The sequence below is a fragment of the Methanoregula sp. PtaB.Bin085 genome (assembly GCF_002067035.1).
In the GTDB taxonomy this organism is placed as follows: domain Archaea; phylum Halobacteriota; class Methanomicrobia; order Methanomicrobiales; family Methanospirillaceae; genus Methanoregula.
This window is the reverse complement of sequence record NZ_MVQB01000029.1, coordinates 1-12325: the sequence shown is the minus strand read 5'-3', so window position 1 is coordinate 12325 and position 12325 is coordinate 1. Positions and strand designations below refer to the sequence as shown.

At 56.4% G+C, this 12325-nt stretch carries 10 protein-coding genes; 5 read left to right on the top strand and 5 right to left on the bottom strand.

Features of this window, described 5'->3' with window-relative positions; translation table 11 throughout:
* The 4 genes from A4E33_RS07455 to acsB form a co-directional block, all read right to left on the bottom strand.
* A partial coding sequence (locus tag A4E33_RS07455; RefSeq protein WP_292347069.1) for a hypothetical protein occupies positions 1 to 887 on the bottom strand: 887 nt, incomplete at its 3' end.
* 71 nt (positions 888 to 958) lie between these two features.
* Positions 959 to 2302: an acetyl-CoA decarbonylase/synthase complex subunit gamma gene (gene acsC / locus A4E33_RS07450; RefSeq protein ID WP_292347068.1), complete on the bottom strand. Its 1344-nt coding sequence runs from the start codon at positions 2300 to 2302 to the stop codon at positions 959 to 961.
* 1 nt (position 2303) lies between these two features.
* On the bottom strand, positions 2304 to 3260 hold the full coding sequence (locus A4E33_RS07445) for an acetyl-CoA decarbonylase/synthase complex subunit delta (RefSeq protein ID WP_292347067.1): 957 nt from the start codon (positions 3258 to 3260) through the stop codon (positions 2304 to 2306).
* A gap of 7 nt (positions 3261 to 3267) precedes the next feature.
* Positions 3268 to 5298, bottom strand: coding sequence for an acetyl-CoA decarbonylase/synthase complex subunit alpha/beta (acsB, locus tag A4E33_RS07440; protein WP_292347066.1), 2031 nt, complete (start codon positions 5296 to 5298; stop codon positions 3268 to 3270).
* Between the two features lie 156 nt (positions 5299 to 5454).
* On the opposite strand from acsB, the gene A4E33_RS07435 reads away from it, so the two are divergent.
* Both A4E33_RS07435 and A4E33_RS07430 read left to right on the top strand, forming a co-directional pair.
* On the top strand, positions 5455 to 6339 hold the full coding sequence (locus A4E33_RS07435) for a hypothetical protein (RefSeq protein WP_292347065.1): 885 nt from the start codon (positions 5455 to 5457) through the stop codon (positions 6337 to 6339).
* A gap of 116 nt (positions 6340 to 6455) precedes the next feature.
* Entirely contained in the window at positions 6456 to 7943 is a 1488-nt protein-coding gene (locus A4E33_RS07430) for an MBL fold metallo-hydrolase (RefSeq protein ID WP_292347064.1), read from the top strand.
* 469 nt (positions 7944 to 8412) lie between these two features.
* On the opposite strand, the gene A4E33_RS07425 is transcribed toward A4E33_RS07430, so the two are convergent.
* Entirely contained in the window at positions 8413 to 9240 is an 828-nt protein-coding gene (locus A4E33_RS07425; RefSeq protein ID WP_292347063.1) for a DNA adenine methylase, read from the bottom strand.
* A gap of 112 nt (positions 9241 to 9352) precedes the next feature.
* On the opposite strand from A4E33_RS07425, the gene hxlB reads away from it, so the two are divergent.
* From hxlB to A4E33_RS07410, 3 genes are read left to right on the top strand one after another with little or no spacing between them, the layout of a single operon-like run.
* Positions 9353 to 9952, top strand: a complete 600-nt coding sequence (gene hxlB, locus A4E33_RS07420) for a 6-phospho-3-hexuloisomerase (RefSeq protein WP_292347062.1) — start codon at positions 9353 to 9355, stop codon at positions 9950 to 9952.
* A 13-nt stretch (positions 9953 to 9965) separates the two neighbouring features.
* The gene (locus A4E33_RS07415) at positions 9966 to 11069 is read left to right on the top strand and encodes a pyridoxal phosphate-dependent aminotransferase (protein ID WP_292347061.1); all 1104 of its coding nucleotides are present in this window, start codon (positions 9966 to 9968) and stop codon (positions 11067 to 11069) included.
* Positions 11070 to 11073: 4 nt separating this feature from the next.
* On the top strand, positions 11074 to 12111 hold the full coding sequence (locus tag A4E33_RS07410) for a M42 family metallopeptidase (protein ID WP_292347060.1): 1038 nt from the start codon (positions 11074 to 11076) through the stop codon (positions 12109 to 12111).
* The last annotated feature ends 214 nt before the right edge of the window (positions 12112 to 12325 follow it).

Genomic DNA, 12325 nt, shown 5'->3' with positions numbered 1-12325 from the left:
TTGAAAGCTTCCGGTGTCCGTGCTCCCGAGTACTTCACGCCATTGATGAAGAGCATCGGTGATGCCGTTGCCCGGTCTTTTTCTGCAGAGGTTTCATCTGCCTTCAGAAGAGCAAGACCGTCAGCACCTCCGGCACAGGTTTCGATCTTTGCATGGTCGATACCGACAGCGGCAGTAGTGTTCCTCCGGCAGGGTTCAAGAACCGAAGCATCCTGCCATGACGGGTAGCAGTTCTTATTGAACATGTCAAGGTATGTCCAGTACTTATCCGGGTAGTACTTGTTGATACAGGCCTGGAAAAGGTCTTCCTTTGCTTCCGGTTTGCCGTGGAGGGAGTCGACCGAGTCAACCGTGGTGCCGGTAACCGTGGTAATATACCGGATCCGGATATCGGCTTTGCTGCCGAGAAGATCAACGACAGGCTTCATGACGGTTTCTGCCTGTGTGCCGTAGGGACAGAAAGACATGACATAAAGGTCAACCGACGGCCGTACGGTTTTCACCGGGACGGGGGTTTCAGCGGCAGATCGCGTGGCACCGGAACCTCCAGACATGTTGACAACATTCGTGAATAAAAGGGTGCAGTCCTTTGTGGCATATACAGCAATCTCTTCGGACTGGAACCGGGCTTTTATCTCGTAGAGCCCCTTCGTCTCGGTAACGGACTCAAATGTCACGGAAGTTCCCTGCGAGACGAGATTATTGTTGATGTACGCTATCGATCTCGCGGCACAGTCCGCCGGAAGGACAGCCGGTCCACCACCCGTCTGCATCAGTCCTGTTACAATGAGGGCCGCGATAATAATCACGATTCCGGTAATCAGGGCTATCGTCCCTTTCCCGACCAGAGCGGTTTTTTCCTGGCCTTCGTTGATCTGATCTGTCATGACAATCCCTGCATAATATCAAAAAGGGGAGGTAAAAAAAGATCGGTTTGGTTTTCCGAAATCCGGGAATGTTATACCTGTTTCTTCCAGACTTCGTGCAGAAATTCCCCTATCTCTGCCGCGTCCCGGGGGCCGACGAGGACCTTCCATCCCGTTGCTTCTTCAATCCTGCCGGAGAGCGGGGAAGCATACCCCGGGATGATCAGCTTCCGGTGCATAACCTCATTGCCAACATCGAATTTTTGTAAGGAATCGCGGACAAGGGTCTCGTTCAGCTTTCCGGCGGCAACGGCAGTAAGAACGGAGAGCCCCTCGGTATCAACGATCAGCATGTAACAGGGGATGCGGCTGGCTTCAAGGTAGCCCTCAAGGGTAAAGAACGTGAGGGAGAAGTTAACAGTCATCAGGACCGGTGCATCCTTCCCCGGGTTTCCGACACGGTAGAGGCCCGGATTCATCTGGATCGGTTTCTGGGGATCGGTATAGATATTCTGGCGGAGAGTGAGTGAAGCTTTTGCCGGGCCCGCCTCAAGCGGGGAGGTTACAATGACGGACGCGTACTTGACAATCCCGAGAACAAGTGCTGCATCCTCAAGGCCGGTTGCAGTGGCGTCCAGGTACACGGGATACCCCAGTTCCGGGAGAGATCGCGTGATCGCGAGCTGACGGATTTGGGTCGAGCGGCGGATAAAGGCGCCAAGGTTTTCCGGGGCGGGATCGAGCATGAGATCCTGTACGCCTTCAGCCGTACAGTCCTTTACCAGTTGCACAAGCCCGTCGAGGGTTGGTGCCCGGACAACCAGCGGGCAACCGTGACGCTTTGCAAGCGCACACATATCCCGGAAATTTTCTGCAATGGCTGCGTGGAGAAGCGGGCGGTAGGTTCCGCAATGGACAAGGGCGGCCGCGAGTGCTGCAGGGTCCTGTGCAATGAGGACCGGGGGCAGGTGTGCCTGCTGCTTCTCTACCGTGGCTACAGCCCATGCAAACTTCTCGGCGGACCCGCTGGTATTTTCAATCGCAACACCATTGAACCGGAGATCGGTACCGACACGGGTGAATGTCTCGTCCCTGACCCGCCGGGTTACTGCTGCAATCTCCTCTTCTGTCTGCGTATCCTTGAGCCGGAAGACGATGCCCGGGGGATGGTAGAAGGTCTTCTCGTGACGGTACAGAACGGTCTCTTCTCCGATCTTGAAGAACCGTTCGCCAACGCCCACCCTGACGAGCCGTATGGGCGGCCTCGTTGTGGCTCCAAGGACCGACTTTGCCTGATCGTCAAGATACGGGCAGAGATCGACATCGGCTTTACCTCCGGCCAGTTTCATGGCAAAGGTCAGGCAGGTCGGGTCGCCGCACTCCTTGCAGTTCTTCTTCGGCAGCAGCTTGTAAATATCGAGTGCCTTGAGGGCCATGTCATTCCACCTCCCGACGAACTGTATTGGCGTTCATGCTGGTAAATGCCTGCCGCAGCATACCGATCGTTGCCGGATGCCGGACACAGATGATCTCCGCCCCTGCGGCAGCCGCTGCAATCCCGGTGTACAACTCCCAGCTGACGGCGACGCTGTCCTGCATCGCGGGATCCGCTTCCCGGACTTCCTTTATGGTAAGGGTATCAGCAGCAGAGCAGATGATCGGCATTGCGAGATCGGTATCGCCCTTCAGGGCTGCAAACCGGATCCGTTCCATGGCGGAATACGAGTATTCGAACCCATACCCGAGCGCCCCCGTATAGGGATCGATGACAATGTGATCCCGTGGGACGCCGATCTCTTTTAAAAGGATATTGAGCTGTTTTGCAAGGTTGACATCAATGGGGGACTGGGCAATTACCGAGTGGTTATAGGCAAGGGCAGCCGCGGCGATACTCCGGTACCGGCTTGCCTCGGCAGTACCAAGGAGCAGCCGTTCGCCCTGTCCGCTCTCCCCGCACCGCTGGAAAACCTCACTGTCGATCTTCGGCTCGTTGCTGCCTTCGATGATCAGCGGGAGTCCGGTTGCCGAGAGGACGGTCTCTACCGTTTTCCCGAGCCCCGGAATGTCGGAGAAGTTACGCTGCCGGGTGCTGTTCAGGTGCAGCCGGATGAGATCCGGCTTGTATGTTGTTTCCGCAGTTTTTGTCCATTCCGGGAGGCTGTCGACGAGATCCCCGCAGTAACTCCGGACGATGGGTGACCAGAGCGGCGCATAATCGCAGAGCTCGTACGCGATGAGCGGCGAAGGGGATGATGAATCCCTGTCCAGGAACGGCAGGTTCTTCCCGCCCCCGATACGGTATGAGATGCAGCGCGTCCCTCCCTCAGCTTTGGTCGCTCCCAGCGTGACGCCTTCAATAGTGCCTGTCCAGCCGAATTGCGCTTCAGGTACCATGGCTGCATCACACCAGCGGCTTCATGGCCAGCGCGGGGTGCGCGACTTTCTCAAGGTATACCATCAGTTCCTCGATAGTCTTTGCCTTCGTCTCATCGGCTATCTTATCAAAGAAATCCTCAAGGCCCTTTTCGGCAAGCTTCTTACGGAGCCGGTCTTTCAGCTCCTCCTTCAGCTGTGACGGCATCCAGACAAGGCGCTCGATCCCTCCTTCCCCCTGCAGGAAACGATCGGACAGGATATAATTCTTCGAGATCCCGGCGAACCCGGGGGTCTGGGCTCCCCCGCCGATCGTCCCGGCAAGCGTCGAGAATGACATGCCCGACGGGGTTTCTCCTTTGAACTCGCGGTTCACGACCATGATGCCGTTCACTTCCGGGAGCATGAGAGCGATCGCTTCGAAACAACCGCAGCAGGTCATGGGGAATTCCATGACAGAATAGAGCGAACAGCGTTCGATCTCTCCGTGGCTCGCTTTCCGGATGAACCGGTTGACCCCGTCGAACTCGCCGTTCTGCGCGTTGATAACGGCCCCTTTCTCGACCGGCTGGTTGGCGCCCGACGGCGACATCTCGTATGCGATCTTGCCGTCAAGCCAGCTGATGGCCCCGCACAGGGCCGGGCGCTCCGGGGTGATGACGCAGACGTGGTTCGGGGCGAAAGTCTGGCAGAGCGTGCAGGAATAGTAAGTGCTTACATCGGCATCCTTCATCCCCCTGATGCGGGCGTCGCGCTCTTCGTACACGCGTTCAGCCTCCTTTTTTGCCTCCTCCACCTTTGCCGGGTCCGTGATGAGCGTGACTGCAACCGCATCCAGGAGCTGCGGGAAATCCATGCGGAACTTACTGGCAAGGAGTTTTCCCAGGTGTTCGATCTTCACGCCCTTTGCCACGGCTTCTTTCGACAGCCGGACCCAGATGAGGTCGCGCTGGGCGACATGCCATGATCCCTCGCCGTAATTCACGAAGTTGTGGATCCTCCGTTCGAGGACCGGCTCGTAGTCCTTCTTCATGGTCTTTCCGGCAACATCGATGACGATGCCGAGCGGGTTGGCCGATCCCTCCTTCATCGAACCGATCTCAGGCCCGATAACCGTGACCTGTCCGTCTTTTATCTCGCCGGCAGTCCGCATCCTGAGCAGCTCAAATGCCGTGGACCTCCCTCCGCCGAACTCCACATACATCTCCTCCTTGCGGATGCTCTTGCCTTCGAAGGCCGGGGAGCAGCCCATGGGAATGGGTATGGCCGTCACGTTGACCCGGATCCCCTTCTCCTCCATCCCTTTGCGAACGACCCCGTCCGCTGCAGCCGGGATCCATGAACCCCCGGTATAGTCCCCGATAGATAGGATGGGGAATCCCAGGACACGCATGCCGTCCACGAGAGCAACCTCATCGTCGGAAAGGCCGGGGAAGACAATCACGATCGCCTTCGCCCGCTCGGCTGCATAGGCCAGGAGACGGTGGGTATCACCGGGGGTGACGCCGCCGAACATCATGGCGACCCGGGCGATGATGTCCACGAAATGGATCCCGTAGAGCGGTGCGGAACCGAGCGGAACGAGGCGATAATCAAGTCCAAGTTTTACTCCGTTGTTCAGGAGCGAAGGGATGACCGGGCCGGCAAGAAACGTAAGCATATATTTCTCCTGCAGCTCGCGGCAGATGGCAGCCGCGGTCCCGGGGCTGTCCGGGGAGCCGACAATCAGGGCAAGACCGAGGATGCTCCCGTCCACAAGGGAGTATCCGAGCTTACGGATGACCGTATCGCCGATGAACCCGGTATAGGGTGCCTGCTCCTTTCCTGCTGCAGCGGTCTTTTCCGCAAGGATGCATTCGGAAGCAACGATAGGGTTACTGCCGGTCCGGGAAAATACATCAAGGGCAGTGTTCCTGTCATGCACTGCTGTCCCGGTCAGGGCATACGATATCGGCAGGTGGTACGCCGTATCTTCGTACGCAAACGTTTTTACTATGGACGGAAGGGTCTCTTTCAGGTGCTCCTCGCCCCGTTTTTTTGCCAGTTCAACGTCGGTCATCAGGATCATCCAATGTTCATGGGTGAGCCGGTAAGATAGATATAGTTTCGTTATACGGTAACCCCCGTCCCGGTCTGTATGATGAAAATGCCGGGGATATGACACGAAAATGTATTTCCATTGCCAATTTCAATTTCTCCTTGTCAGAGGACGTCCATGAAAAAAGCGACTCATAAAACGTTGTCTTCCGGTTTCCTGCTTCTTGTTCTTGCAGTATGCCTCCTTCCACCGGTGATGGCCGATACCGGGTCCCTGTCGATCGCGTACCGTGGATCCGGCGGCGGCTATGTCGGAGATACCGTTGTGTTTGATGGGAAAAACACGTACGGAAACATCACCCTGATCCGGATCACCGGACCGGGTCTCCCTTCGGAGGGGGTCCCTGCTGCCAACCTCAACGGTCCCGCAGGCGCGGGAACACCCGTGAAGGTGAACCCGGACGGGACATGGAAATATACCTGGTACTCCTCAGGCATTCCCGGCACAGAAAAGTTACAGACCTGGCGCTATACCTTTGTCGCAACGGACTCGCTGCAGACGGACAAGTCAGCGACGTGCCAGTTCATGCTGAAAAAGCCGGAATTCCGCATTACTGCTTCGCCCAACCCGGTTACCATCGGAAACTATGTCGAACTGAACGGGATGGCCGAGACCGGCGGTGACAGCGCAAAGATCGATATCTCGGATTCTTCCGGCAGGATCCTGCATACGTACACATCGCCGGTCAGTTCGTCGGGATCTTTCAGTTACAGTTTCCATGTCGATATGGGCCCGGGGCAGTACATTGTAACCGTCAACACCCCCCTTCATAAGACTTCTTTCGGCACGGTCCTGACCGTGGTGGATGAAGCGGACGTACAATCCGGTGTAACTACTCCTTCTGTACCGCAAACGACAACGATTTTCCTGACCCTGTCAGAAGAGCCCAAAACGCCAGATCCTTCAAAACCGGTCCAGACGACCCAATCGGCGGTCGCGCCGGTTACTGTCCTTGCAGGACTGGGGGCAGGGATAATTGTAATCACCATTTCCCGGAGATAATATCCTCCCTTCTCCTTGAATGATGTTATCTACCATAACCTATATCGGCGAATACACGAGACGGGTATACGCAAACATGGTGAATCCCCGTGAAGAAATTTTTTTTTATCGCCCATATGCCCGACACACCCGGGGCCCTCCACCGGGCTGCAGAGATCATCAAAAAATACAATGGCAATATCAACCGGATCCAGTTCGATCGCCGGATCGATCCCGGCACGGTCTTTTATGAAGTGACGGCAACCGATGAGGCGTACAGCGGGATAACGAAAGAGCTTGCGGAGATCGGGTACCTCCAGACATCCCTGAAACCATTGAATTTCCTGAAGTTCGCCATATTCCTTCCTCACCGGCCGGGCGCCCTCTTTGAGTTCCTCGGGTATACTACTGCAGCCGGCGCCAATATCGCGTATATCGACTTCGATGACCGGGGACGCCACCCGGATCGGCTCACGGTCAGCCTCAGTCTTGAACAGGAAACTGAGATCGAGCGCCTGCTCGATCAGCTGAAGTCCCGCTACCGGCTGGAAATTCTCGAATATGATACAACGGGAAAACACCTGGATGATACTGTATTTTATGTCAGGTACGCCCAAGATGTCCGTGAGTTGATTGGAGACTCTGAGGAACCGTTCCTGATGTCATTCCTTGCCGATACCAACCACATGGCACAGGAACTGACCGATCGTGGCTGCAATCCCCGTCAGGCGTTTGATTCGGTGCTCCGGACCGGCCGTTCGATGAATGCGACGAATGGCGAACATTTCTATGCCGATGTTCAGATATTCAGCGTGACAAAGGACACCCTGCTGTACTGTTTCCAGCCCCCGTGCGGCGGCAGCCTTTTCATCATCCGGACCCCCGCGGAGATGGTGATGATCGATACCGGTTACGGCATCTATCACGATTCAGTCATGAAGATGCTCTCCCGGTACGGGCTCGGTGATGGCAGGAGCCTGTCGCGAATCATCGTCACACATGCCGACGCCGACCATTGCGGCGGCGCAGGATTCTTTCATGTGCCGGTCTTCATGCACGAGGGAACGCTGGACATCCTGCGTACGAATAACCGGGCCTATGGATCAACAAGCGATCATTCGAGCCTCGATGAGTTTTATACCAAAATGATCAACCTCTTCTCGAAGTTCAATATCCCGCAGGATGTCCGCTGTTTTAAGAAACCGGGCGGGATCATGCGGGGAAGTTTCCCGGTCATCGGAACATTCGTTGTCGGAGACCTGTCCTTTGAGGTGCTGGATGGTCTTGGCGGGCATACGTACGGTCAGGTCTTTCTGTATGAAAAGGAACACGCGCTTCTCTTTACCGCGGACAGCGTCATCAATTTCGCGAGCATGACAAAGGACCGGGCAGATTACAGTTCTCTCGCCGCGTTTCTCGTCACTTCGGTGAACGTGGACAGCACGAAGGCGACCCGGGAGCGGAAGGAACTCCTCGCCATTGCACAGGAGACCGATGCAACGCTGGCTGGCACGGGAAGGAAGTGCCTTATCTGTGGCGGGCACGGTGCCGTGTCCGTTCTGGAGAACGGGAAACTAGCGGTTGCGGGGACCATAGAGCAGTACCGGGCGCGTGAACCGGATTAACCCATCAACAAGAATTACTGAGTGTGTATCCTGTCTCAGGACCGAGTCGAAGAACCCGAAGTGCGTTCTGGAGAAGGGCACAGCCCTTTTCCTGCCGTAAGTCTGACTGCCGCATTCACTGCCTCGCGGTTCTCATGAATCACTCGGACTCCGGGGCATTGCAGGGCAACTTCTTCTCAGGGAAAACCAGTATTGGAAGCCGTCGCGGTGCTCGTTGAAAAATCCTGTGAATTTTCCTCGAGATCTCCCTGACCGTCCGATCATGAAGATCTCCATTCGGGGTAGCGGTATCTATCGGGGGCACGGGGAGGTCTGCATCGTCCTCTGGCAATACGAACCAACAAAAATCCACGGGATTTTCTTTGAGCGGCAGCCCCGATTATGGGTTAGTGCGCTTTTCAGAGTAAATATCGATGGGCAGGTGTGAAAGGCTCCTATACACCGGTCCGTCCCCGATAAAGCGCCCGGTTCAGTAATTCGTCACGATTACTTCAACAGCTCCGCCGCGTCTCTCCCCCTTGCAGTTGATGAAACGCTTTGCCGGAACCGTATGGATGGTATACCCGTCATAGAGCGCTCTGATCTCGGGCGTGCAGGAATTGCTCAGCATCAGCAGGACACCCCGGTCCGAAAGCCTGCCAAATACCCGGGCAAGGCGCTTTTGGTCTTCAAAGGGGAATCCGCCGGTGGTATAGTCTGTAAACCGTGCTGTTTTCGAAAGAGGATGGTACGGCGGATCGAGATAGACAAAGTCTCCCTCTTTCACGGTACGGAGAATCCGTTCGAAATCCGCGTGGACGAGCGTGACATTCCGGAGCATCCGGCTGAATATCAGGATATCCTGTGCCGAAGGCAGGCTGAGCCGTGGGTATTTCCCGAACGGGACATTGTAATGCCCCCTGCTGTTCACCCTCCAGAGTCCGTTGTAACTGTGCTTGTTCAGGTACAGGAGAAGAGCAGCCCGGTTAACCGGGGATTTCCGCGTACCGATGAGGGTGTTGAATTCTGCCTTGAGATGTCGGAAGGATTCCTCATCGTTTTTGAATTTATCATCAGAGAGGGCCCGTATGAGCGCGTACGGGTCGTTCTTCACAACCCGGTACAGGCTGACCAGCTCGGGATTCTTGTCGCCGATAACTCCTTTGGTGAGCCTTCCGGTGTTTGCGAGTTCGACCAGCAGCGCGCCACCCCCGATGAACGGTTCATAGTACGTACCCCAGTGGTTCGGGAGCCGGCGTACGAGTTCGGACCGGAGCTGCCGCTTTCCCCCGGCCCACTTGAGAAGGGGCACTATCACACCGGTACTGTAGGCGATCTTCGTTTATAGATCTTCTCCGGGCAGACCCTGACGAATGCTCCGGTGTCGAAACGCTCATCAGGTTTGTGAATGTATCTCTTGTGCGGGAACCATGGAAAGCCATCGTGTACAGGATATGATGAAACTGATGGCAACGAAGATACGATCGATTGCCAACAGCATCTCGGATACGGATACCGAGAACTTCATCAGGATGCTGCTGGACGCAAAACGGATCTACGTTGTCGGGGCCGGCCGATCCGGCCTTGTGGCAAAGGCGTTTGCGATGCGGCTGATGCATCTCGGTCTCCACGCATATGTTATCGGAGAGACGATAACGCCTGCGCTGAACAGGGGAGACGTGATGGTCATCTTTTCGGGATCCGGGAAAACAAAAACGGTGGCCGATCTTGCGGAGACCGCCCGGGAAATCGGCGGGAAGATCTGCCTGATCACCTCCAATGCCGACTCGCGTATCGGGAAGATTGCCGACAGCATTGTCATCATCGAGCACCACCGGGACCCGGTAGCGGACGATGCAGCGGAGTTCGAGATCCGGCAGATGATGGGGGACCACAAGTCCTTCGCACCGCTTGGCACCCTGTTCGAGACTGCATCGATGGTCTTTGCCGATGCGGTCATCTCGCGGATGATGGAGATCACCCAGACCGATGAAAGTGCCTTAAAGAACCGGCACACCAATATCGAATAAAGGAGCGTGGCATATGGTCGTGAAATTCTCAGAACGGGTGGCGGGGATCGAAATCTCCGGCATCCGGAAGATATTTGAGGCAGCCGGGCCGGATTCCATCAACCTCGGGCTCGGGCAGCCGGATTTTGACACGCCGCAGCATATCAAGGATGCAGCGGTGAAAGCGATCCAGGAAGGGAAGACCGGGTATACTACCAACAACGGAATCCCGGAACTCCGGGCTGCCATCAGTAAGAAGTTCAAAAACGAGAACGGAATAAAATACCACCCTGACCAGCTGATCATCACTGCAGGTGCAAGCGAGGCGCTCCATATCGTCATGCAGGCACTGCTGAACCCGGGGGAACGCGTCCTCTGCCCCGACCCGGGCTTTGTATCGTACGCATCGCTTGCAACACTCGGGGGAGGGAAGCCGGTGAGTGTGCCACTGACAAAGAGCCTTCATATCGATATCGAAGCGGCCAAGGGCCTGATGGACACGGCAAAGATCCTTGTCATCAACTCTCCCGGCAACCCGACGGGCGCTGTGGAGAGCAAAGAATCGATCAAAGCCCTTGTTGAGTATGCCAGCGACAAGGGCGTCACTGTGGTTTCCGATGAGGTCTACGAGCACTTCATCTACGGCAAGAAGCACTACAGCGCAGCGCTGTTCGGTGACAACGTCATCACCATCAATGCCACGAGCAAGACCTATGCGATGACCGGGTGGCGCCTCGGGTACCTCGCGGCATCGCCGGAGATTGTCGGCCAGTGCCTGAAAGTGCACCAGTACTGCCAGGCCTGCGCAACATCCATCTCCCAGTATGCCGCGGTAGCCGCATATGAGGGAGACCAGAGCGCCGTTAAGGTCATGCGGGACGAGTACGAGGCACGGCGCGATCTCATCTGGACCGGCCTGAAAGAGATGGGATTCGATTTCCCGAAACCGGAAGGTGCGTTCTATACCTTCGTGCCGATGAAACCGGCGCTCACGGAAAAGATCATCGCAAGCGGGGTTATCGCGGTACCCGGCACAGCATTCGGCGTCAATGCACCGGCATACACCCGGTTCAGTTATGCCACATCGCGACAGAATATCATGACTGCACTCGGACGTATCGGAAAAATCGTGAAGTGAGACCATGGTCAAGGAACTCTTACGGAAATTATCCAACGCCCACGGCGTATCGGGCAGCGAAGGCAGCGTATTCTCGGTGATAAAAAAGGAACTCAAAGGCCACGTGGACGAGATCCACGAGGATTCGATGGGCAACCTTATCGCTGTCAAGAAAGGAAATGCGTTCAGGGTCATGCTCGCGGCCCATATGGACGAGATCGGGCTGATGGTGAAGTACATTGACGACAAGGGCTTCATCCGCTTCGTTGCTCTCGGCGGCTGGTACGATCCCGTGCTCTTCACCCAGCGCGTCATCATCCATGCGGCTGAGGGGCCGGTCTATGGCGTGATAGGCGGCAAGCCTGTGCACATGATGAACGATGAGGAGCGCAAGAAGGGTGTCAAGATCGACGATATGTTCATCGATGTCGGTGCGATAAACCGGGACGAGGTGGCGAACCTCGGGATCGATGTCGGCACCCCCATCACCATTGACCGCGAGTTTTGCGAGCTCGCCAACTCCCGTGTGACCGGAAAGGCATTCGACAACCGGGCCGGCGTGGCGATGCTGATCAAGACCCTGCAGACCGTCAAATCCCCTCTCACAATCTACGGGGTCTTCACGGTCCAGGAAGAAGTCGGCCTGAAGGGAGCCCGGACGAGCGCGTATACGATCGAGCCGGATATCGCGATCGCAACCGATGTGACCATCCCGGGCGATCACCCGGGCATTGAGATGAAGGATGCGCCGGTGGAGATGGGCAAGGGCCCGGTCATCACCATCGTCGACTCCAGCGGCCGGGGGCTCATCGCCGACCGCAGGGTTGTCCGGTGGCTCAAAGATGCCGCTGAAGCAAACAATATCACGGTCCAGACCGAGGTCGGGACTGGCGGCACCACCGATGCAACCGCGATCCACCTGACAAAAGGCGGCATCCCGAGCACAACGATCAGTCCCCCGACCCGGTATATCCACTCGCCCGTTGAGGTGCTGGACATACGCGATGTCGAGGCCGGGGTGGATCTGCTCGTCGCAGCGCTGAAGAAGAAGCCGGTGCTGTAAGAATAACCCATTTTCCCGATTTTTTTCATATCTCTCATTGAACACGCTCACACCCCGATGGCTCTCTTTCCGGCAGACGGGAACCAGCTGGCGTGGTGATACAAATCGTCCCATATCCGTCCGGCATCGAACGGCATCCATGATACCTTACGCCGGTATCGTATCTTCTATGGGAGAATCAGGAAATCCGGGCCCGTATAGCTCTCCGTTTCCC